This is a genomic window from uncultured Gemella sp. (assembly GCF_963515875.1).
Lineage (GTDB): Bacteria > Bacillota > Bacilli > Staphylococcales > Gemellaceae > Gemella.
Genome location: NZ_CAUPZX010000028.1, coordinates 1 through 23,907 on the forward strand (window position 1 = coordinate 1; position 23,907 = coordinate 23,907).

Below are 23,907 nucleotides of genomic sequence, written 5' to 3' on the forward strand. Positions count from 1 at the left end.
CTTGTTCTCCTGTTGTTCCTGGTTGAACTGGTTGTTCTTCTTTCCTTGGAACTGTTGGCTCTTCTTCTTTTGGCTTTTCAGGTACTCCTGGTTGAACGTGATTTCCTTGTTCTCCTGTTGTTCCTGGTTGAACTGGTTGTTCTTCTTTCCCTGGAACTGTTGGCTCTTCTTCTTTTGGCTTTTCAGGTACTCCTGGTTGAACAGAAGTAGCATCCTCACTATGTATAACTTTTGGATCTGTTGGAACCTCTACAATTTCAGGCTTACTCACTACTTCTTTTGTCCCTCTTACTATAATTTTATCTATTTTTTTCTTGTTCTCTACAGTTATTTTTTCTATAACTTCTCCCGTCGTACTATTTAAAATATACGTCGTTGTCGTAATATTTTTACCATCTTCTCCTTCTGTTTTTACAAACTCTTTACCTTTATCTAACGAAGCATCTTCTTCATAAACAACTTCTATTGGGATTTTGATCTCCTCTATTTTAGACTTAAGCCCTTTTGTAACAACTGTGTTTACGGCTTCTGTTCTTACTGGAGTTCTACTTATTTCTTCTACATTATTCGTCTTTTTATTTAATCTTGATTTTATGGTTGTAACAACTTTACCATCTTTTCCAGTAATTTCACTAATATAACCATAATCTTTTGTTTCATCACCAATGTAAGTTACTTTTAATGGGATCTTTTCTTCTTTAGTTGCCGTAACTATTTCTCCATACAATGCTTTAACATTCACATTTACATCTACTAAATCAAAACTATCATCATTATATACTACTTTTACTCTTCCCTCTTTATTTCCAGAACTTGAAGTATTCGGTTTAATTTCCCATATAATATTTTTTATAGGTAGATTATTTTTCTCAATAGATAGTTCCTCGTTAGGCTTATCTCCTTCATAAAGTTCATAAGATTTCTTAATTGGCTCATAATAATCTTTTTGCTTTTTATTTAGAATAGACAAAGCCGATACAATATTTTCTTCTAAACTAGCAAATTTATTTTTCTCTTGTAACAACTTATCATAAGTCTCTATTGCATCTAAATTACCTTTCACGTCTTTCAAAATACTATTATAATTTTTTAACAATTCAATTTTTCTGCTATTAAACTCATTTACCACTTCTGATGGCTTAAAGGTAGTATTGGTATTTTTAAATGTCTCAAGTTTATTACTAACCCTTGCTATCTCATCTATCAATAAAGTTTTATCTAATTTTAAGCCACTAACAGACATTTTATATTCTTCTAACAACATTTCCAATTCATTAGTTAAAACTTTTATATCTGATTGTTTGGCACTACTATTATTTAACAATTCTTCAACTTTTTGTAGTTTAGTGTCTAATTCTACTTTTTTTGCATCATAACGGTTTTTTGTTTCCGCAGTTTTATGCTCTGTGTCTACTTTCTTCTCTTTTTCTTCAGATACTTTTTGTTTAACAGTTTTCAACTCCTCAAAATTTGGTAATACTTTTACTACTACATTTATATTAGGATTTACTGTTTTCCCTAGATAACTTACTGTTACTGGTAAAACATAATTTACTGCTGTCGGTTGAACTTCTCCAGGAATATTTATATTCAATGTTGCTGTATTAGGTAAATTATCTAAATTTAATTTTTTTAATACTTCTTCTCTTGATATTTTATTTAACGCTAATATTTCTACTGGATTTTGATCCTTCAATGAAATTCTTATATTCTCATTTACTATTTTTCTTACTTCTTCATCCGTTGGCTCTACTATTTTTAAGTTTTTCAGTAATAGATTTTCTTTCCCTTTACCGCTAACTCTAGTTCTTTCACCTATATTAAAATTATCATCATCATTCAACATTGCTGAGAAATAGGCATTAGAACTATGTTCTCCCCCCTCTATGTAGGTCATAACATCAGAATCATTATATAACAATCCTACTAAACTATCTCCCCTCATTCCATAATGTTTAATTTTTCCTTGTTTTGCTAATTGCTTACTTAAAATACTTTTCTTATATAAATCACCACTTAAAATCGAAGCATTAATTTTTGGAGCATTAAATGTTGTAGCTTTTTTAAAAACATTATTGTAAAAGTTTCTGTATTTTTTAGCCGCAGAATCAATCCAATACCCATTTTCCTCATTAGCTAACCTATTTAGCTTAACTACAGCACGTTGAGTCAAATATCCTCCTAAAGAATGTCCTGTAATATAAAAATTCTTAATATCTTCTCTTATACCTATCTCTTTTATTATTTCTTCTATTTCTGTACCTTGCTTTGGATCTTGTCCTGTTGCAATAATCACATCATTAGACACATCGGCACTACCTTTTGTTCCTCTTATCGCAAGAACATGAACTAAACCATTCGGCAAAATCGGCAACGTACTTTTAGTCTTAAATAATACTGCATCAAGTCCACTTGAATTGTGATAAATCTTATCGATTTCCCAATATGGAGAAAACTCATTATGTATAAGTTCATACACATCTCTGGCTTTTGGATCATCTGCTACAGCATTATCAGCATTAGTCCACTTATAATCTTTATTTAAAACTTTTTTAATATATTCATCATCTCGATATACTAACTTCATAAACATCGCCGTATCGCGATCTGTTACATACCACTTGAAATTATCATCATCTCCCTCTTTACTTAAATCACTTTGATCGTGGTCTGTCAAGCCATCTCCATCCGTATCTTTTAAAAATGGATGACCATAATATCCATAATAAGTTTTTCCATCTTTTTCATAAATATAAATCTCGTTACCATTCTTCGCACTATCTCCATCCTTATCTTCATTTGCTTTTAATGGCGTTTTTCCAAAAAGTAAATTATCAATCCTACCATCTTCTGTCGTTATTAAACCTTTTGAGATTTTCACAAAATCATCATCAGTTGCAAATCGTTTTACAGATTCTCTTTCTGAATCTACAGATCTTTTCCTACGAGATTTTGGCTTTTCAGCAATAGTTTCTTCTACAGAACTCTTCTCTTCTATTGATTCACCATTCTTTTCTGTTAAATAATTTTTTTCTTCTATTAAATTACTTTGCTTTTTTGGTGAATTATTTTCTATTGTATCTCTTGAAGCTTCTCTTTCAATATCTCTAATTTCATTTCTCACATTCACTTCACTTTTATAAGTTTCTTTAGGTTTTTCCTTTTCTATAATAGTGTTATTTTCTTTATATATATTTTCACTAATATTCGTTTCATTTGCTAAAGCTGGTGATGCTAAAAATATAAATGCACCTACTAACACTGAAAATGTTCCAACACTAAATTTCTTAATCGAATATTTTAATACTCTTCTTTTGTCTTTATTTACCATGGGTACTCCTTACTATTATATTTTTTTATACTAGATTGATAGATAAACATAAAAAATTAAATCAATAAATCTAGTTTTTATATCAACGACTACAAGATACAAAAAAATCAAAATATATATTGAATATATTAGATTAAACTAAAACTTCTAAATATTTTTTGAAAAATTTGTGTAAAAAACTTATAAACATAATAGTTTATTAGATATCTAATAAATTTTATAAGACAGAATCAATAAAATCAATTTCTCTAAAATTATGATTTTTAAGTAACTCCCATCTAATACATCATATTATAAGCTAGATTATTCTATGAAATTTTAATAAATATAACTATACTTAATTAGAAATCTTCATAAAAATATATTACGATTATTTCATACTCATTTCCCTATTAAATAAAATAACTTCTACAAAATAAAATTAATAAACTATTAAAAAATAAAAGATATATAATTAACTATATATTTTTTTATCAAACAAAATTTTCTTATCTATAATAATATCCATTTTTCTTTTAAATGGATTATATCCCTTAAACTCTATTTTAGAGTTTTAATATTTATTTGTCAAGAATTTATAATAAATACTATCTCTATTCAAAGTCATAATATTATTATATTTACACCATAAATTCATTCTTGATAAATAAAATTATAAATAATAAAATACAAAACTTGCTACTATGATACTGAGCAAAAAGTCTAAAATTTTAATATAGAAACTCATGAACATAGCGATTTATCAATATCTAAATTTACTTTATGAGGATTTTTTGGATATCTATTAAAGTTTGCGGGGAGCTCAACAAAATCACTTTCTTCAAAATTATATTTTTTGTCACTCACTTTTCATTATTATATAAAAAGGCCCATCCGAAGATGAGCCTCATATTAATCTGATTCAAGATTAAAAAACTTCTTTTCTCTATATTACTAATACCACCAAAGTTTTTGATATCTATGTCCTATTTGTAGTGAAAGATCTTTTTTATTTTGATCTGCACCATTAATATATAATTTTCCTGCTTCGTACATATCAATCATTTCATTAGGTACACTAGAAATAACTATACTACCGTTATTATCACTTTCTACTTGTGAAAATCTCACACTATAATCACCAGCTGGTAAATCATCAAAATACCAGCGTAGCGTGTACGTCTGCAATGGTAATTCCCAATACAATTCACGATAGATGAATTCATGTTCTCGTACTACCTTATTATCTTTTTTATCGATTATTTCCACCTTATACTTCGAATTGTTTTTCTCATCATAAGATGAAATATATCCACGAACATAATTAAAACTACGATTAGCTTTAAATGTTTGTTCTACTTCTGTATCTTTATTAACCCTAACTATTCCATCTCTTAAATAATTATCCGTTGCATAAATACTAATACCATTAATTACGCGTGAATCATAGTCTAAGTTCATCGAATAAGATGGTCTTAAGAAACTATCACTTCCTACTTGAAGAGCAAATACTACCCCAAAAGCAATATAAAGTTTTTTCTTATACTTATCAAATATTAAAGTCTCATATCTTTCAGCAAAGAGTATTAGCCCTTTCGCACCTAAAATAAAGATTATTGGCATCCATGCATAAACATATCTTGGCTTCGCTTCCCAAATTAAATGGAACATAAATACTCCAAAAATTATAATTTGGAATAAGAAACATGATGTTATATACTCTTTTCTACGTTTATAAATGTAATAAACCATTCCGAATAAAATTACGACATACATCATTTGAGAAATATATATGAAAAAACTATTATCACTTCCATAGAATAATTGCCATAAGAATCCATCTCCATCTCTTAATGCACGTGTCCCGTTAGTGTAGTTTATTGTTCCATCACTCCAATTACCTCTTATTTTAAGAACTATCATAAGTAAATTAAGGAAAAATGGTCTATGAGTCACCCTATTAAAGAATAAGCCCAGGTCATCAGTCATCTTATTCTGACTAAGGTAAGTAAATTGGAAATCTTGCCAGTTATAACTTCCTCCTTGAATACTCATTCCCATCATTACCCAGTGTAACATTGGGAATCTATAACCATCGTCTTTCCAAAAACCATAGTGCGCCCAAAGCATGTCAAATCCTTTACCAAAGAAGACAAATGCAATACCAAAGGTCACCAGTAATAAAATTAAATTCTTATACCATTTAAAAAATAGTAAGTACACAATTAATGCGGGTAAGATAATAATAATATTAGATCTTAAATTCCACGCAAATGCCACTAAAATAGCCACTGCCACAATATGCTTCGTTCTAAAGATGAAACTACCATCTGATGGAATAAGAACATATATTATTAAAGCTACCATAATTACCATCAGAGTATCTGAATAATAGAATAAACTATACATTTGGAATGGGATATATAATATCATTAATCCAAAAATTATTGTTTGTTTTTGTTTTGTTAGTAATTTTCCAGCAGTTTTATACGTTAAGAATATTGTTGCCGTTGTTACTAAAAAACAGAATATGTGTAAAGTCCATACTTCTGATATATGTAAAAATGCGGCTATACGATATATCCAATAAAGAATTATAGTAGGTGTTATATTATTCGGATAAACTAAGAAATATCTTTCACCAGAGAATTTTCCATAGTTTAGCATATAATGTGCTTCATTTTCTATCTCTGCACCATCCGAAAAGTTTAATGTATCCATCGACAATATAATCGCTTGGAAAATTACATAAACTAATATTATAATTTTATTATATTTTTTTAGTCCGACTTCATCTGTTGCTAAAACTTTTTTTACTGCGTAAATAAACAGTATAAAAACCACAGGTACTCCTAAAATTAGTGCCAATGGATTTAATATTCTTTCATATACAAAAGGTGCTACATATGCCCAGGTCAAAGCTATTGTGAATAAAGCTATAAATGCATATGAAAACACATTATGTAATATTCGCCTCATAACTATCTCCTATCCTTTCTGTTAAGATGATTAGCAAAAACTATCGGAGACATTGCCATCATAGTTTTATTAATAAAGGTATCACTGTCAAAATAATCTTTTCTAGATTTTATTAACTCTAAAATTTCTATTTCCTCGGACATATTTTCATGCATTCTAAGCACATCAAAAAGTAAATATCCGCATAGTAAATTTAAACTATCTTCATACTTTTTATCCTGTTTAAATTCTTCTATTTTATTAAATGCAATCATTATTCTTCTTGTTGAAGCTTCAACCATAGCATTATTTCTTACAGATTTATTTTCTTCTAAATCTTTATAGCCTATTTTTGCTATTTGACTGACTTTTCCTGCTACATCAAAGACGCGTAATTTAAAATACAAGTTCTCTAATGCTAACATATCCTCTTGGAATCTTACATTATAAATATCTAAAAATTTCTTCTTAAATATACAAGCAGTTATATTGTAGTTTAAATCACTTTTCAATCTCTTAATTTCTTCTACTAAATATTTCTGACCCGATGAAATTCTTCCATCTAAAATACTAGGATAACCGACTCTTGTTAACATTGTTATATCAAGGTTTTTTTGAGAAATTTCATCAAATAATAATTCTAAATATGTTGATTTTAATTTAGAGTTTTCTTCAACAAAAACCACATATTCACCCTTAGCAAATTCTAACGCACAGTTTTTCGCTGAAGAATTAGATCCTAACTGTTTTTTTATATAGTTTATTTTGTTATTATCGACACCTGCAACCGCTTCTTCTATTTCAGAATCTGAAAGATCATCAACTACAATTATTTCGAATTCTTGAAAACTTTGATTAAATAAGTCTTCTATTACACTTTCTAGTCTACTTACACTTCTATATGCAGCTAAGATTACTGTAATTTTTGTTTTATTAGTTGTTTTTATTTTTTTCGTTAATATTTCATTTCCCAAAAGCATTGTATCTAAAAATATGTCTTTTGTTCTATCTAATGTTTTAACCATAATTTATCCTCTATATTTTAAGGTTTTATCTTTTAATTATATCACAAAAAATATTATTTTTCATTTCCTATGAAAAAAGTAGAAATTAAGTAATTTATCAAATTAAACTACATAATTTCTACTGATAATCTATAAATATTACAAGAATAACTTAGAACGTTCTCTTTCCCTACTTAACTTTTCTGAACGTGCTTTTAAACTGACTAGAATTGCTCCTCCAACTAAAACTACAATTAGATAGATAAATAATATTTTTATATCACGCTCTACCGCTGGAATATATACACCACCTACCGCTTCACGTAGTAAACCTATAGAATATGTAAATGGTACTTTTGGATATAACGCTTGAAAAAATTCTGATGTCATTTGAATTGGGAATGTTCCTCCTGAACTTCCTAATTGTAATACTAATAATACTATACAAACAGCTTTCCCTACATTTCCTAAAATACACACTATAGTATAGATAATTGAAGAAAATAGAAGCGATATTAATAATGCATAAACTACAAATCTATATGGTGATGTTGCTTGTGTTCCGAGAACATACATATCCCCTAGTGTAATTATTAATGTTTGGAATAAAGATATAATTACAAACAATAATCCTCTACCAAAATATTTTTCATATGGTTTATATTTTTTCTCTTCATCTTCTACTTTAGTAGTCAGTAACGAAGACATTAATAATGATCCAACCCAAATAGAAAGAACCGTATAAAATGGTGTCATCGCCGAACCGTAGTTTTCTATGTGATAAAGTTTATTCTCTTGAAGTTTAACAGGATTTGCGAAAAACTCTGCCTGTTGTTTGTAGTCTACCTTCAATAAATTAACAAGTTGATTTTTATCTATCCCACTATCAGCTTTTTTAATTTCATCTGTTAACTTTTGAATTTTACTCTTTGCAGATGGCATTTGTGCTTGCAATGATAATAATCTCCCATAAGCGTTGTTTATCTTAATCTCCGCTTCTGATAACTTTCTCTCGACCGTTGGAAGCTCTCCTTGAGCATGAGCAATTATGCCACTCACCTTATCTATATTCACTTCAGCCTTATTAAGTACTTGCGAAATCAATGGAGCTATCTCATCATTTAATTTAGAATTTATATTTGTTGAAACTTCGTTAACTCTAGCAGATCTATTTACAAATTCCTCTTTTACAGTATCTGCTATTTCTTCATAGTAATCCATATTATTATAAATATTATTATTTACTTCTTTTATCATCGTAATATCATTTGATAATGTCGTTACTCTATCAAGTTGACTATTAAATAATCTTTCATTTGATAGATTATTAAAATATTCAAAAATATTCTTTACAAGTTGCAGTCTCTCTCCACTCGCTTGAAGTCTGCTATCTAAAGCCTTTTGTCTAGCTTTTATCTCTTCTATTTTATCTGGTTTTTGTTGAATTTCTTTTGCTATAACATTAGCTTCTCTAGATACTTCCTCTACAACATTAAGATGATTATTAATAATCGGTAATAATCTTTCGTTGAATCCCTGAATATTATTAATAGTAATTCCAGCCTTATCAGCTAGCATAATACTATTAGTCGCCACTCTATCTATTTCTGAAAGTATATTTTGAACATTATTCAAAACATTTGAACTATGCTCTACTTTAGCAATTAACTCACTTACAGCTTGTTCATATGTAGAAAAATTATCATTTAATTTAAAGATTTCCTGTTTAGCCTTTTCTATTGAAGGTAAATTTTCCTCAAATTTAATACCTGCCTCATGTAGTTTTTCAAAAATTATACCATTAGCTGTTTCTACAAAGTTTTTACTAATATTATTAGCTATTGCTGAAGCCCCGCTATTAGTAATTTTTGGACTAATCGCATTTATTTTTTCATTTACTGTGTACTCGATAGTCGCTCTTTGAGGTTCTGCTCTACTAACCGATGTCATATCTTTACTAAAATTTTTCGGTACAACAATACTCGCATAATATTCACCTATTCTTACTCCGTCCTCAGCTTTTTGTTTATTAGAGACAAACTGCCAATCGAGATTTTTATTATTTTTTAATCCACTAACTAAACTTTTACCTAAGTTTAAATCTTTTCCATCAACAGTAGTCCCCTCATCTTCTGATGTCACTGCAACTTTTATATTGTTAGTATGACCATACGGATCCCATGAAGATAGTATATTCGGCCATGCATACATCGATGGTAAAAAGATTAATCCTACTATAATTATCCACGTATTAGTTTTTCTAAATACTTCTTTTATATCCTTTCGAAAAATCTCTATAATATTTTTCAACTTTTAATCTCCTTTCTATAGCTTCTTAACAAAAATAATTAGAGATATATTATATCTCTAATTATCAATTTTATTATTATATCATGAAATAACTACTAATTAAAGTAATATCATTATATTCAAACTTACTCCATATACAGTACTACATTATCTCTACTAGAATTTTTTAAATCTATAATTCTTTGGTTACTACTTCCTCTAAATCTAAGACTTAAGTCTTTTAGAAAAATCATAAAAGGTCCATCTACCAATACATCACACAAACTTAGTAATTCTTTTTTGTCCTCACTACCGTTTAGGAGTTGTTCATATTTGTAGCCACTATATACCCAGATATCTTTTGTTGAACCGAACTCATCTCTAACTCTTTTAGCTAACGTTCTAGCTACCTGAGTATTAAGGAACGGCTCTCCTCCTAAAATTGTTAGTCCTTGTACATATGAATTACTTAAATCTCGTATTATTTGATCTTCTATTTCTTTAGTATATAATTGTCCAGCATTAAAGTTTTGAATGCTTTCATTAAAACATTCTTTACAAGCGAATAAGCATCCGCTTAAGTAGATTGAACATCTTACTCCTTCTCCATCAACGAATTGAAATGGTTTATAATCAGCATATTTTTTCTTAGAATAAGCTTCAGCTAGCCAAGTGTCATTAGCTTCTTTAAATGTTCTCATCATACACTTTTTATTAGTAGTTTTCTTAGTAGCACTGTATTCTGAATTATCTATCGTTCTAATAATTGTTCTTAATTTTTCTTCTCTAGACAAAATCCTCACCCCTTATATTCATATAATATCACTTTTAAAAATGAATTACAATTTATCTTATAAAGAGATCTTCAAAAATCTTTATTTTTGAGAAATCGATTTTATCGAGTGACAATAATACAGTTTGTTAAATACCTAAAAAACTTTTATAAAGCGAAATTAGATATCAATAAATCGTTAGTTCTATTGGTTCTCATATAAACTTTCTTACACTTTAGAACTTTTGGTTCCACACCCTCAAAATATATCTTATATAAAACGACAAAGAAAGACTTAGGAAAATCAATTTTTATAAAATCAAAATCCTAAATCACTAGTATCTAACTCCATGTATAAGTATTACTTATCTGCGACAATATTTATAATGTTGTTCTTACTCTTATTTAATCTCTATCATATCTGTAGCAAATTTGTCGAATTCCTTACTATGAGTTATTACCATACTTGTAATATTGTGTTCTTTTAAGTAGTTAAAAAGGTTTTCTACTATTAATTCACTCAAGTTGGTATTCATAGCACTTGTTGGTTCATCAAAGATAATAAACTCAGGTCTCCTTATTAATATTCTAGCCAATTCTAGTCTTTGCTTTTCTCCACCACTTAAGTTTTTTCCGTTTTCTTTCAATAAATAATCATATCCTAATTTATCAATCAATTCTTGCAGGTGTAATAATCTAACTATCTCATCAAGTCTTTCCTCATATGAATCACCTAAGAGAATATTGTCTCTTATTGTAGCTTCATATATGTATGGCTCTTGATTTACTTTTAGAAATCCTCCTAAAATTTGTATATTATTCTTATATATATCTTTTTCATTGATTAAGACTTCCCCATCTAACTTATATGAACCTTCTTGCAAGTTTCTTAATATAAGATTAGATACTGTCGTCTTTCCTACACCACTTCTTCCTTTTAAAACTAGAAAATCACCCTTATTAATTTCTAATCTAAAATCAGATAAAATCAGATTATCTTTAAAATAAAAACTTGATATATTCACATTTACACTGTTAAATTTACTTATTTTTAATACTTCTTTCTCTTCATTGCTTTTATTATTGAAAGTCTTAGACAACTCACTTTCTATCTTATGAGCAGTCTGCCTAACAGTTATTTTATCTGATATAGAATTTATAGGCTCATCTAACATTCTAACTGTAGAAAATATTGCAATAGCCGAACCTACAGAAAAATCTTTATATATTATAAAATACACTGAAAGTAATAGAGAAACAATAGGTAGTATAAATGCAACAGTAGCGGATATACCTACATATAGTGAAAAATATTTTGCTAAATCAGTATTAACCTTTATTCTCTTATTTATTATGTTTTCTTTAAGATAATCTATAAAGTACTGTTCTTTGTTTAATTGCTTTAAATCAAAATAACCTAATATTGACTGAAGTATATATTGATTAGTTTCACCTAATAATTTCTGTTCACTCTTCATACAATTCGAAAGCTTCTTACTTATTTGTTTTATAATAAAAAAACATACAAGTATTACAGAAAATAATATAAGTGTTATCGAAACATTATACCTACACATAAACATCAATATAGAAAACAAAATAAAAGATTGCGTTACTAAAATAACTTTACCTTGAGAATACCAATCTGATATCTTTATACTATCTGACGTTAACTTAGATAATATTTCACCACTTTTTGCTTCTTTAAAATCATTATATTCATTTTTTAAAAACTTATCATAAAAATACTCTAAAACAGAAAAATTTCCAAGAAAGAAAAGTTTTCTTAAAAAATATTGAGAAAGAAATAACAATAAAAAATAAAATACTAATACTACTATCAAGTATTTAATAAAATGATAAACTCTCTCGAAATCTTTAGATATCAAACTATCCAAGATAACTTGAATAATAAAAATTGATGTTAAATTTACTATAGTTCTTAGTAAAATAAAAACTATGGTAATAAATTGAACAATATACAACTTATTATCATAATATTTTTTTGTACGATACATAAACCTCTCCTTCCCATTTATTACGCATTACTTCACATAGCTTTGTTTTATTAGCCAACAATAAAGTAAAACTTATCTTTTCGCAAAATACATCTTAGCTAATAAATAGATTATATCATTTTTTCAGAATAATGTAAATTCAATTCTTAAAAATCTGAAAATTAAAACTAGTAAATTTATGATTTTTTATCTCTTATTTTACCACTAATTACAATTTATCTCCTAAAATTATAAAAATGCTATTTTCAAATTTTCTAAACTGTTTTATAATTATTATAATTTAAAAATTTAATTAATTGAGATGTAATAATTACCATAGAATATTATTAAGTTAATTATTACAATATATTTTTTAAAAATTACGAGGTGCTTTATGAGAGTATTAATAACTGGTTTTGATAAATTTGGGGGAGAGAGTATTAACCCCTCTAATTTATGTGTTAATAGCTTGCCAGATAATATTGATAATATAGAAATTAAGAAAATTACCCTACCTACAGTCTTTAAAGATAGTTCACAGGTTTTAGAAGAAAATATAAAATCATTTTCTCCTAATATAGTAATCTGCGTTGGGCAAGCTGGTGGAAGAAGTAAAATTACACCTGAACGCATCGCTATTAATATTGATGACGCTAGAATCCCAGATAATATTGGGAATAGCCCTATTGATGAAACTATAAGAAAAGATGGTGAGAATGCATATTTTTCCACACTACCGATAAAGGCTATTGTTGATGAATTAAATAAAAATAATATCCCTTCTACTATTTCTAATACTGCCGGGACTTTTGTTTGCAATCATATTATGTATGAATCTTTATATCTAACTTCAAAAAAATATCCAAATATTAAAGCTGGATTTATTCATATCCCTTATATTGAAGAACAGGTTACAAACAAACCTAACATGCCTTATATGAAAAAAGAAGATATTATCGTTGCTTTAGAATTAATAATAAAAACTGCTGTGACTTATTATGATAAAGAAGATACAAAAGTAACGGGTGGTCTTGAACATTAATTATCACTAAATTCCTAATTCTATACAAACAGAATCATATTTTCATAAACAGTAAGAAAACACTGAAAAGATAGGGGATAGCCAAAAAGTCCTAAAATTTAACAAAGTTTATAGGAAAACTCATAGACGCAGTGGTTTATTGATATCTGAATTCGCTTTATAAAAGCTTTTCAGATATCTAATAAACTACTGCAGGAAGTGACTCTACAAAATCTTGTTTCCTTGAAATCATTATTTTTGAGTACTCTCTTTCTTTTTTTATTGACAAAGTAGTATACTAAGTATATAATATATTAGCTATATTATTTTAGGTGGTGAAATTATGTTAAAAGATGCGTTGGGATATAAGCTTATTACACTTTTAGAAAATATGAGAAATTATACTAAACAACCTCTAACTGAGATTGGTATTACACACGGGCATTTCATTACTCTTATCTACATTTCAGAAAATGAAGGATTAACTCAAGCTAAACTCGCTGAAATACACAGAAAAGATAGAAATATTGTTGGACGTAATATCGATGCACTAGAAAAACAAAATTTTGTTATTAGAAAACGTGGAGTGAAAGATAGACGTTCTTTTACACTACATTTGACTGAAGTAGGAAAAGAAGTCTTATCAACTTACTCTAACCTACTAAACACAGCTGAAAAAGAAGTTCTTAAAAACTTAACTGAAAAAGAAATTTCTACTTTTTTCACACTATTGAATAAAATAACTTAAGGAGGAAATCAAATGGAAAAAACACAAAATTATATAGAAAATCCACTAGGTACAAAATCTATAAAAAAATTACTTACATCATTTGCTTGGCCTGCAATTACCGCGAATATTATTAATGCGATGTATAGTGTAATTGACCAAATTTTTATCGGTCAAGGTGTTGGATACCTAGGTAATGCTGCAACAAATGTCGCATTTCCTCTTACAATTATTTGCTTAGCTATAGGTCTAATGATTGGAATCGGTGCTACCTCAAACTTTAATCTAGAACTTGGGCGAGGAAATCCTGAAAAAGCGAAATCTGTAGTTGGCACTGCAGTATCTTCATTATTTATTATAGGTATTATTATTACAATTTTAGTACATATATTCTTAAAACCACTTATGTACGCATTTGGATCTACTGATGAAATCTTAGAATACGCGATGACATTTGCAAGTATATCGTCATTAGGAATTCCATTCCTTTTAATATCAATTAGTACTAACCCTATTGTTCGTTCGGATAATAGTCCAAAATATTCAATGTTTGCTATTATTTTTGGTGCAGTACTTAATACTATTCTTAATCCAATTTTTATTTTTGGATTCGGTTGGGGAATTGCTGGATCAGCTTGGGCTACAGTTATAAGTCAATTCTTATCCGCTTTGATTCTTGTTTTATATTTTCCAAAATTTAAAAGTGTTAAATTTACTAAGCAAGACTTCATCCCTAAGATACGTTTATTAAAAGTCGCTGCAGGATTTGGAATGCCTTCATTTGTTTTCCAAGGTTCTAATATGATAGCTCAAATAGTAACAAACAACTTGTTAAATATTCACGGTACTAATTCTGTGTACGGGAATGATATTCCTATAGCTGTAGCTGGAATCGTAGCTAAAATTTATATAATATTTATAGCTATTATTATTGGATTAATTCAAGGAGCTCAACCAATTTTCGGATATAATTACGGAGCTAAAAAATACGAGCGAGTTCGTACTACAATGAGATATACCATGAAGTATGCAATGATTATCTCAATTACATTCTTCTTAATCTTTGAGATTTTTCCTAAACAAATTGTTAGTCTATTTGGTAATGGTAATGATCTTTACTTTGAGTTTGCAGTTAAGTATATGAGATTCTTCTTGTTATTTACATTTATCAATGGTGTTCATATTTCAAGCTCTACTTTCTTCTCTGCAATAGGAAAACCAAAGATTGGTGTCACTATCGCTTTAACTAAACAGCTTATAGTACTAATACCAATGTTATTTATTCTTTCACATTTCTTTGGTATTAATGGAGTAATCTATGCTACACCTATAACAGACCTTTGTGCATTCTCTGTTTCTTTATTCTTCCTAAATAGAGAATTTAAGTTAATGCCTAGAAAAAATATAATTTAAATATATAAAAGCAATCTACTGAACTAGTCAATAGATTGCTTTTTATGCATATTATCTTGTTGGTGCGTATTTTAATTCGTCTTTGTGTTTTGCTAAGAAATCGTTCATTTCATTGTCTGGAATTAAACGAAGGTATAGGTTAGAACGAATTGTTTCATCTTCTTCACGACAAGTAGATAATACTAAGTACTTATCATTTCCTTTAAGTTTTACATTGTCGTTTTTAGTAGCTGCATCTTTTTTAACATTTGTTAATTGGTTTAAGAAATCTTCATCATTTTCAAAGTCTAAACGATAGAATGATGTTGTTTCTGGTACGATTGTTAAGAATGCTGCTTCATAGTAGTATTTTCTCTCAGGAGTTTCAATTACTACATATTTATGTTTATCCATGTATTCTTGTTTATCGTAGTAGTTAACATCGTTAAACATACGGTGATCTCCAACTTTACTTCCACGAGCGTGCCCAAATAACCAAGTTAATCTGTCATGGAAATCTTTTTTGTTATCCATGTCCATAAATACAGTACCAAGGTAAGGAACATGTCCACCTTCAAAAGTTTTATCTAAGTATGTTTCATTGTCATTAGTTTGAACTACTGGTTCATCTAACTGAGTACCTGGTGCATAAACATATGCTACAGTTTCATTATTAGTCTTAGATAACTCTGAAAAACGTTTTGATAAATAATCTTTGTCTTCTTTACTTACTTTATAAGTTGCTTTTGATGAGCTTGTACTTGAACTGTCATCATCACTACATCCTGCTACAAATACTGCAGATGTTACCAAAGCAATTGCTAAAAGTAAAATAGAGAAAAGCTTTTTAAAATTAAATACTTTTTTCATTATATTTTTCCTCTCTATTGAAAATTTAATAACTGTTTATCATTATACAATATCTTAATAGATTTTTCTATTACTTTTATTTTACAATTTATATAATTTTTTATCTTACTACTACAGCTGTTCCTGTAACTGTTACTAAAAGCATGTTATTACCGTTACTTCCTAGAGCATCGAAGTCTATTCTAACTCCGATAACCGCATTGGCTCCCATTGCTGCTGCACGAGCTTCTAGCTCTTTTAAAGCTTCAGTTCTTGCTTGAATAATTTCATCTTCGTACCCTTGAACTCTTCCACCAAAAAGGTTTCGAATTCCTGCTCCTAAATCTTTAATGAAATTAATCCCAGCTACTACTTCACCTGTAGCAAATCCTTTATATTCTGCTATTTCCATTCCTGGAACATTATTTGTTGTTGTGATTATCATAATACATCCCTCCAAAATTATTTATTAGTCTACTAAGATATCTACTACTTCTTCTAATGTTGCTCCTAAGAAATAAGAGTTAATGTCAATTTGTTCTAACACTTTTTGAACATCTTCTTTTTGGTATTTTACACCTACTAATTTTTTAGCAATATCTTCTACATCCATTACTCCAAAGAAGTCTCCATAGAATTTGATATTAGTAATAACTCCTTGTTCTACCATGATATTAGCTTCAATTTTACCAGTTTTAAGTCTTCTATTACGTTTAATATTGAAGTCAGGGTTTTTACCATATACCCAATCCCATGAATTATTTTTTTCTTCTTGGATAGCTAAGATTGCAGCTTCGTCTTCTTCAGTTGCAACAAATTCAGTCATTTCGTATTTTTCACTCATATATTTTTTAAGTGAAGCTACGAAATCTTGAACTGTCATATCTTGATTCGGAAGATGATCTTTAATGTTTGTTACACGAGAGCGTACTGATTTGATACCTTTTGATTCAATTTTATCTTTAGATACTTTTAAAGCATCAGCTAAAACTGATGTATCAACATCAAACATTAAACACCCATGATGCATAATACGACCATTACGTACGTATTGTGCATTACCACAGAATTTTTGTCCATCGATTTCTAAGTCATTACGTCCCGTAAATTCCGCTTTAACTCCTAATGAGTCTAATGCATCAAGCACAGGTTGTGAGAATGATTTGAAGTCGAATTCTTCTCCACTTCTTCCGTTTGAAATAATTGTGTAATTTAAGTTGTTTAAATCGTGATAAACTGCACCACCACCACTTACACGACGAACGATTTTGATATCTTTATCATCACAGAATTTTTGGTTTACTTCTTCTGTTGTGTTTTGGTTTTTACCAACAACGATACATGGTGAGTTTATCCATAACATAAACACATCATCTTTTTCTGCAAGTTCATCGAAAGCATAAAGCTCTAAAGCGGTATTATAACGTGGATCATTACTTTTTGATTCTATGTATATCATATTAATCTCCTTGATAATTATCTATTTCTATACCTATTATTATATCATTTTTTTCCAAGTAAAACACTAAGTTTTTATTCAAATTAATATTTTTTATATTAATTCAAACAAACTTCTGCTAGATTATGGTATAATTATAAGGAATTATTAAAATTATTATAAAGGAGTTACCCTTTTATGACAAAAATTATTTTAACTGGAGATAGACCAACTGGTAAACTTCACTTAGGTCACTATGTTGGTTCTTTAAAAAATCGTATAGTTTTACAAAATGAAGATGATACTGAAGTATTTATTATGATAGCTGATCAACAAGCTCTTACTGATAATGCTGATAATCCTGGAAAAGTTATTGAAAATATTACAGAAGTTGCACTTGATTACCTTGCTGTTGGAATTGATCCAAGCAAGACTACTATTTTTATTCAATCACAAATTCCGCAACTTGCTGAATTATATATGTACTACATGAATTTAGTATCTGTTTCTAGATTACACCGTAATCCAACTGTTAAACAGGAAATTAACGATAAGAAATTCGGTGAAAGTATTCCTGCAGGATTCTTCACATATCCTGTAAGCCAAGCTGCTGATATAACAGCATTCAAAGCAACTCATGTTCCTGTTGGTGAAGATCAAAAACCTATGCTTGAACAAACACGTGAAATCGTTCGTGACTTTAATAGAACATACAATAAAGAAGTTCTAGTACTTCCTGAAATTGTACTTCCACCTAAAAATCACGCCCGTCTTGTTGGAATTGATGGACAAGGGAAAATGAGTAAAAGTTTAAACAATGGTATATATTTAGGCGATAGCGAAGAAAATATTAAAGCTAAAATCATGAAAATGTATACTGATCCAAATCACATTAAAATTGAAAATCCAGGTCAAGTAGAAGGGAATGTGGTATTTACATACCTTGATATTTTCGATACTCGTACTGATGAGGTCGCTGAGCTTAAAGAACACTATTCTCGAGGTGGACTTGGTGATATGAAATTAAAACGTCGCTTAAATGATGTTATGCAAGATTACCTACGTCCAATAAGAGAACGTCGCGAAGAATTTGCAAAAGATAAAGCTGAAGTATACAGAATGCTAAAAGCTGGAAGTGAAAAAGCTGAAAAAGTTGCAGCTGCTACTCTAGATGAAGTAAAAGATGCAATGGGAATTAATTATTTCAAATAATAAATATTTTATGGGGGAAGAGCTCTACTCTTCCTCTTAATCGTTTGAATTATTATAAAAAATAAGGAGGCCCTATGGCGAAAAGAAAAAAACAACAATTGTCACTATTTTCAATTATTTCGATTGCTATAGTAATCTTAGCTGCATTTGCTATCACATACTATACCAATAAACCATCAAGTAAAACTTTATCTACTACTTCTTTTACAAGTGTTTCAAAGATACCTGATGATGTACTAAACTCACTCACTGCACCAAAAGAAAGTGAAGCAACTGATAATAATAAATATAAAGTACTAAACAATAATAATCCATACTTCGCTAAAGAAGATTTATCTACTACATCATTTGAAAACTACAGTCCGTTAGATAAACTTGGCCGTGTTGGACAAGCTAATGGGATTATCGGCATTGATTTAATGCCTACTGATAAACGTGAAGAAATAGCACATGTTCGTCCTAGTGGATGGCAAAGTAATCGAGGTGCTCATGTTTATGATAGATCGCATTTAATAGCATTTCAGCTTGCTGGAGAAAATGATAATGATAAAAACCTTATGACAGGTACAAGATTTATGAATCTTAATATGATTCCTTTTGAAAATGAAGTTGCGGATTATGTTAAGAAAACAAAAAAACATGTTCGTTATCGTGTAACTCCCGTTTTTAAAGGTGATGATCTAGTTGCACAAGGTGTAATTATGGAAGCTATGTCAGTTGAAGATAATGGTAAGAGTGTTAAGTACAATGTATTTTTACCAAACTTCCAAAAAGGTGTTACCATCGATTATAAAACTGGAAAATATACTGTTAAATAGAATAAAGACTTCGAACTAAGTAAGCTCGAAGTCTTTTCTTAATCTTTTTTTATGTATTTTTCAGCAATTGCTAAACTTATTACAAGTAATAAAATTGCTCCAGACCAGACTAAAACACTCTTAGGATCATCATGCTGTACTATAATCATCCTAATAATCGCTGTTATTCCGATATAAATAAAGTATCGTAGCGGAAAATGATAATTATTTTTAAAATATTTCACAATCAGAGCTACAAACTCAAAATATAGGAAGAATACTAATATTTCCTCAACAAAATGCTGATAACTTCCTTGATTCTTTAAAAATTTTGTTCCTTCATAAAAAATCTCTTTGGCTTCCATTATTAATCCAAATGATAATAATATTCCTATTATTAACAAAGCAATGTTCATTATCCAAAGAAAACTATCAGAAATTATTTTACTAAATTTTTCCATTTCTCACCTCTATGTTTATTTTCATGAAAATTATTATATCATACAAAAATTTAAAGTAATAATAAAATTACTTATACGAGCTATTTATATATTCTCTTGTTTTTCCTATGATATAATATAGAAAAGGAGATTTTTATGATTACACTAAAGAAAATTGAAGAAAAACATTTAATTGATTTATATAATGTGATTTACTCATCAGAAAATCCAGAATGGAGTAAATATAATGCACCTTACTTTAACGAATTTAAATTTATAGACTTAGAAACTTTCTTACTAAAAAATCATCATGAATATTATTTAGGTGACCATGTTTTGGGAATATTTTTAGATGATAAACCAGTTGGTATCGTTACTCATTATTGGGAAAGCTTTGCCACTCGTTGGTTAGAAGTCGGGATAGTAATATATGAGCAACGTGCCTGGTCAAAAGGTATAGGTTATACTTCTTTGAACAAGTGGCTTAAGATATGTTTTGATAAATTTCCTGAAATTCAACATATTGGACTTACTACTTGGAGTGGTAATCAACGAATGATGAAACTTGCAGAAAGACTTGGCCTTTTTTGTGAAGCTAGAATAAGAAAAGTTAGATATTATAATGGTGTTTACTATGATTCGATAAAATATGGTATTTTAAGAGATGAATTTTTTAATAGTTCAATTAATAAAAATTAAAATCTATCGAATTAAAAACAACATATTTAATACATTTAAATGCGATATAGAAATTTTTGATTACTAAAAATAGAATCAACTCAAAACTCCTAAATAATAAAAGAAGTTTGTATGATTTATTTTAGACATCCTATGTTTTAATATATACATTCGTTTTCTAAAAGATTTATATATATCTAATATACATACTAAAAGCTGAATAAAATAGATTTATTAGAAATCTTGTTTTTTTATTTACTTCTAAAAGTTTCCATTCTTGAAAAAAATATAATATAGAGTTAGAATATTAATATTAATATATATTTTTTATTCTTATAATTTAGGAGAAGTAATAATGAGTAAAAATCTAGAGAAAAATTCTCGTCGTGGAGCAGAATTAGTTGTAGATACCTTAATAAACGAGGAGGTTAAACATATTTTTGCCATTCCTGGTGCAAAAATAGATGCTGTATTCGATGCTCTTGTCGATCGTGGGCCTGAACTTATTGTAGTTCGTCACGAACAAAATGCCGCTTTTATGGCTCAAGCTGTTGGAAGACTTACCGGAAAGCCTGGAGTTGCGCTAGTTACATCTGGACCTGGTGTTAGTAATCTTGCAACAGGCTTAATTACAGCAAACTCTGAAGGAGATCCAGTAGTTGCTATAGGAGGACAAGTTAAGCGTTCTGATTTATTAAAACAAACACACCAAAGTATGGATAACGTAGGATTACTACGTCCAATAACTAAATCAGCTGTTGAGGTTGGACATCAAGATAGTATTTCTGAAGCAATTGCTAATGCATTTAGAAAAGCTAAAGAACCTAAAAAAGGTGCTACATTTGTTTCTTTACCTGCTGATGTTATAAATGAAAATACTTCAGTAACAGCAATTAAAAGACTTAAAGAACCTGTTTTAGGTATTGCAGATCCTAAACATGTTCGCGATTTAGTAGAAAAAATTGAAAATGCTGAGCTGCCAGTTCTTCTTTTAGGAATGAATGCCTCTACCAAAGAAGCCACAGAAGCAATCCGATTATTAGTTGCTAAAACTGGTATACCTGTTGTCGAAATGTTCCAGGCTGCTGGTGTAATCTCTCGCGGTCTAGTTCAACACTTCTATGGTCGCGTTGGATTATTTAGAAATCAACCCGGTGATAGATTACTACACAAAGCAGATTTAATTATATCTATTGGTTATGACCCTATCGAATATGATCCAATCTATTGGAATACCAATAAATGTGCCACATTAGTTCACATAGACGATACTATCGCTGTAATAGACAGAGATTACCAACCCGATATAGAACTTATCGGTGATATTTCAGAAACTTTAAAATGTATTTATGAAGGAAATCCAAAAGTAAGAATTTCAGAAGAAAATCTATCTTATCTAAAAGAGCTTCAAGAAGAAATAGTAAAACGTGATGAACCTCCTAAATCAAAAATTAAAGGGCGACTTCATCCTTTAGAAATTATTCAGCAAACCCAAAATGCAGTATCTGATGACACTATTGTTACTTGTGATATTGGATCTCATGGTATTTGGTTAGCTAGACATTTTCGATCTTACGAACCTCGTCATTTACTTTTCTCTAATGGGATGCAGACTTTAGGTGTAGCCTTACCATGGGCTATAGCTGCAGGATTACTTTATCCTAATAAAAAAACTTTATCTATTTCAGGTGATGGTGGCTTCCTATTCTCAGCGATGGAACTTGAAACTGCTGTAAGATTAAAATCACCTATAGTTCATGTAGTTTGGAACGATTCATCATATAATATGGTCGCATTTCAACAAGAGATGAAATATGGACGTGATTCTGCTGTACACCTTGGCCAAGTCGATATAAAAAAACACGCAGAATCTTATGGAGCTGTAGGTATGAGAGCTACAACAAAAGAAGAACTTGCAAAATGTTTAGAAGAAGCATTTAAAATTGAAGGTCCTGTCGTTATTGACGTACCTGTTGATTATAGTGATAACATTAAACTTGGTGAAACTCTTCAAGATAGCTACTTAAACTAATTTTATAAAGTTAATTCAAATGTATAAACTTACATAATATGTAAAGTTTATCTCTTTACTAATGAACTACTACTAAAATAAATTTCTATAAAGTTAAATTTTTGACTTTTAAAATTATAAACATTAAGGAGATTAATTATGTTATACCAATATAGTACTATGGCAGCTCTTATGGATGGTGCTTTTAGTGGAACTACTACAGTAGAAAATTTATTACAACATGGTGATTTTGGAATCGGTACTTTTGAAGGCGTAGATGGAGAAATGATAATACTAAATGGCAAAGTTTACAAAACTGATAGCAGTGGAATTTCAACTCTTCAACCCAATGAGGCGACTTCCCCTTTTGCAAATATCACAAAGTTTTCAGCTAATTATAAAACTGTAATAAATACTAATTTTGAAAAACTCTATGAGTCTATTGGAGAATATATTAATCCAAATTATTTTTATGCAATAAAAATAACTGGTGTATTTAAGAAGATGGATACTCGTTCTCCTAAAAAACATGAAAAACCTTATCCACCTCTTTTAGATATATTAAAAACACAAAGTATATTTAATTATACACATACCCATGGTACAATTGTAGGATTCTTTTCTCCAGAATATACTCAAGGAATAGGTGTTGGAGGATTCCACCTTCACTATATAAGCGATGATTGCACTCAAGGTGGCCATATATTTAACTTTGATATTAATAACGCTACTATAGAAATATCTAAACCATTGAACTTTAAACTCGAATTACCTCAAAGTGATGAATATAAAGCTGTGAATATTAATTTAAAAACATTACACAAAAAAGTACATGATGCTGAAAGTTCTCGTTAAACTTTTCCCCCAAGCAAGTAATCCTTGCCTGGGGGAATTATTCTATAACAATATAATTACCAAATAACATATAAGAAAGCAACTAGAAATCTAGTTGCTTTCTTCAGATTGTTGACAAAACGACCAAAATATCAATGAAGATATTGATGTTTTGGTC

The 23,907-nt window shown here is 29.1% G+C and carries 18 protein-coding genes; 8 read left to right on the forward strand and 10 right to left on the reverse strand.

The window, feature by feature from the left end; genetic code table 11:
* From RWL85_RS05805 to RWL85_RS05830, 6 genes are all read right to left on the reverse strand, one after another.
* Window positions 1-3,331, reverse strand: a 3,331-nt coding sequence (locus RWL85_RS05805) for a Rib/alpha-like domain-containing protein (RefSeq protein ID WP_314085960.1), incomplete at its 3' end; no start/stop codon positions are given.
* A gap of 933 nt (window positions 3,332-4,264) precedes the next feature.
* Window positions 4,265-6,289, reverse strand: a complete 2,025-nt coding sequence (locus tag RWL85_RS05810) for a glycosyltransferase family 39 protein (protein ID WP_314085962.1) — start codon at window positions 6,287-6,289, stop codon at window positions 4,265-4,267.
* 2 nt (window positions 6,290-6,291) lie between these two features.
* Entirely contained in the window at window positions 6,292-7,293 is a 1,002-nt protein-coding gene (locus tag RWL85_RS05815; protein ID WP_314085964.1) for a glycosyltransferase family 2 protein, read from the reverse strand.
* Window positions 7,294-7,431: 138 nt separating this feature from the next.
* The gene (locus tag RWL85_RS05820; protein WP_314085966.1) at window positions 7,432-9,582 is read right to left on the reverse strand and encodes a YhgE/Pip domain-containing protein; all 2,151 of its coding nucleotides are present in this window, start codon (window positions 9,580-9,582) and stop codon (window positions 7,432-7,434) included.
* A 125-nt stretch (window positions 9,583-9,707) separates the two neighbouring features.
* Window positions 9,708-10,355 carry an anaerobic ribonucleoside-triphosphate reductase activating protein gene (nrdG, locus tag RWL85_RS05825; protein WP_314085969.1) on the reverse strand — a complete coding sequence of 216 codons (648 nt, stop codon included), beginning with the start codon at window positions 10,353-10,355 and terminating at the stop codon, window positions 9,708-9,710.
* A 379-nt stretch (window positions 10,356-10,734) separates the two neighbouring features.
* Window positions 10,735-12,351 (reverse strand): ABC transporter ATP-binding protein, encoded by a 1,617-nt coding sequence (locus RWL85_RS05830; RefSeq protein ID WP_314085971.1) that lies wholly within the window; start codon window positions 12,349-12,351, stop codon window positions 10,735-10,737.
* Window positions 12,352-12,724: 373 nt separating this feature from the next.
* Between RWL85_RS05830 and pcp the strand changes: the two genes are divergently transcribed.
* From pcp to RWL85_RS05845, 3 genes are all read left to right on the forward strand, one after another.
* Entirely contained in the window at window positions 12,725-13,372 is a 648-nt protein-coding gene (gene pcp / locus RWL85_RS05835) for a pyroglutamyl-peptidase I (protein WP_314085973.1), read from the forward strand.
* A 322-nt stretch (window positions 13,373-13,694) separates the two neighbouring features.
* Window positions 13,695-14,099, forward strand: a complete 405-nt coding sequence (locus tag RWL85_RS05840) for a MarR family transcriptional regulator (protein ID WP_314085975.1) — start codon at window positions 13,695-13,697, stop codon at window positions 14,097-14,099.
* 12 nt (window positions 14,100-14,111) lie between these two features.
* Window positions 14,112-15,491 (forward strand): MATE family efflux transporter, encoded by a 1,380-nt coding sequence (locus tag RWL85_RS05845; protein ID WP_314085977.1) that lies wholly within the window; start codon window positions 14,112-14,114, stop codon window positions 15,489-15,491.
* 51 nt (window positions 15,492-15,542) lie between these two features.
* On the opposite strand, the gene srtB is transcribed toward RWL85_RS05845, so the two are convergent.
* The 3 genes from srtB to RWL85_RS05860 all read right to left on the reverse strand — a co-directional run bounded on the left by srtB (window position 15,543) and on the right by RWL85_RS05860 (window position 17,778).
* Window positions 15,543-16,340 (reverse strand): class B sortase, LPKTxAVK-specific, encoded by a 798-nt coding sequence (srtB, locus tag RWL85_RS05850; protein ID WP_314085980.1) that lies wholly within the window; start codon window positions 16,338-16,340, stop codon window positions 15,543-15,545.
* A gap of 100 nt (window positions 16,341-16,440) precedes the next feature.
* A complete protein-coding gene (locus RWL85_RS05855) occupies window positions 16,441-16,764 on the reverse strand; it encodes a heavy metal-binding domain-containing protein (RefSeq protein WP_314085983.1) in 324 nt (107 codons plus the stop codon).
* 24 nt (window positions 16,765-16,788) lie between these two features.
* On the reverse strand, window positions 16,789-17,778 hold the full coding sequence (locus RWL85_RS05860) for a lipoate--protein ligase (RefSeq protein ID WP_314085986.1): 990 nt from the start codon (window positions 17,776-17,778) through the stop codon (window positions 16,789-16,791).
* A 177-nt stretch (window positions 17,779-17,955) separates the two neighbouring features.
* Between RWL85_RS05860 and trpS the strand changes: the two genes are divergently transcribed.
* On the forward strand, window positions 17,956-18,969 hold the full coding sequence (trpS, locus tag RWL85_RS05865; protein WP_314085988.1) for a tryptophan--tRNA ligase: 1,014 nt from the start codon (window positions 17,956-17,958) through the stop codon (window positions 18,967-18,969).
* A gap of 74 nt (window positions 18,970-19,043) precedes the next feature.
* Window positions 19,044-19,787: a DNA/RNA non-specific endonuclease gene (locus tag RWL85_RS05870; protein ID WP_314085990.1), complete on the forward strand. Its 744-nt coding sequence runs from the start codon at window positions 19,044-19,046 to the stop codon at window positions 19,785-19,787.
* 38 nt (window positions 19,788-19,825) lie between these two features.
* Here the strand turns inward: RWL85_RS05870 and psiE are convergent, their stop codons facing one another.
* Complete coding sequence (gene psiE / locus RWL85_RS05875) at window positions 19,826-20,227, reverse strand: phosphate-starvation-inducible protein PsiE (protein WP_314085992.1); 402 nt, start codon at window positions 20,225-20,227, stop codon at window positions 19,826-19,828.
* Between the two features lie 135 nt (window positions 20,228-20,362).
* On the opposite strand from psiE, the gene RWL85_RS05880 reads away from it, so the two are divergent.
* The 3 genes from RWL85_RS05880 to budA all read left to right on the forward strand — a co-directional run bounded on the left by RWL85_RS05880 (window position 20,363) and on the right by budA (window position 23,750).
* Entirely contained in the window at window positions 20,363-20,905 is a 543-nt protein-coding gene (locus tag RWL85_RS05880; protein ID WP_314085995.1) for a GNAT family protein, read from the forward strand.
* A 334-nt stretch (window positions 20,906-21,239) separates the two neighbouring features.
* Entirely contained in the window at window positions 21,240-22,916 is a 1,677-nt protein-coding gene (gene alsS / locus RWL85_RS05885; RefSeq protein ID WP_314085997.1) for an acetolactate synthase AlsS, read from the forward strand.
* Between the two features lie 138 nt (window positions 22,917-23,054).
* Window positions 23,055-23,750, forward strand: coding sequence for an acetolactate decarboxylase (budA, locus tag RWL85_RS05890; protein WP_314085999.1), 696 nt, complete (start codon window positions 23,055-23,057; stop codon window positions 23,748-23,750).
* Window positions 23,751-23,907 lie beyond the last annotated feature (157 nt).

Bases quoted from the DNA above. Each gene is read 5' to 3' on its own strand.
- pcp (WP_314085973.1), top strand. From the start codon at position 12,725: ATGAGAGTATTAATAACTGGTTTTGATAAATTTGGGGGAGAGAGTATT.
- RWL85_RS05880 (WP_314085995.1), top strand. From the start codon at position 20,363: ATGATTACACTAAAGAAAATTGAAGAAAAACATTTAATTGATTTATAT.
- RWL85_RS05870 (WP_314085990.1), top strand. From the start codon at position 19,044: ATGGCGAAAAGAAAAAAACAACAATTGTCACTATTTTCAATTATTTCG.
- budA (WP_314085999.1), top strand. From the start codon at position 23,055: ATGTTATACCAATATAGTACTATGGCAGCTCTTATGGATGGTGCTTTT.
- RWL85_RS05840 (WP_314085975.1), top strand. From the start codon at position 13,695: ATGTTAAAAGATGCGTTGGGATATAAGCTTATTACACTTTTAGAAAAT.
- trpS (WP_314085988.1), top strand. From the start codon at position 17,956: ATGACAAAAATTATTTTAACTGGAGATAGACCAACTGGTAAACTTCAC.
- RWL85_RS05860 (WP_314085986.1), bottom strand. From the start codon at position 17,778: ATGATATACATAGAATCAAAAAGTAATGATCCACGTTATAATACCGCT.
- srtB (WP_314085980.1), bottom strand. From the start codon at position 16,340: ATGAAAAAAGTATTTAATTTTAAAAAGCTTTTCTCTATTTTACTTTTA.
- psiE (WP_314085992.1), bottom strand. From the start codon at position 20,227: ATGGAAAAATTTAGTAAAATAATTTCTGATAGTTTTCTTTGGATAATG.
- RWL85_RS05815 (WP_314085964.1), bottom strand. From the start codon at position 7,293: ATGGTTAAAACATTAGATAGAACAAAAGACATATTTTTAGATACAATG.
- RWL85_RS05845 (WP_314085977.1), top strand. From the start codon at position 14,112: ATGGAAAAAACACAAAATTATATAGAAAATCCACTAGGTACAAAATCT.
- alsS (WP_314085997.1), top strand. From the start codon at position 21,240: ATGAGTAAAAATCTAGAGAAAAATTCTCGTCGTGGAGCAGAATTAGTT.
- RWL85_RS05830 (WP_314085971.1), bottom strand. From the start codon at position 12,351: ATGTATCGTACAAAAAAATATTATGATAATAAGTTGTATATTGTTCAA.
- RWL85_RS05810 (WP_314085962.1), bottom strand. From the start codon at position 6,289: ATGAGGCGAATATTACATAATGTGTTTTCATATGCATTTATAGCTTTA.
- RWL85_RS05855 (WP_314085983.1), bottom strand. From the start codon at position 16,764: ATGATAATCACAACAACAAATAATGTTCCAGGAATGGAAATAGCAGAA.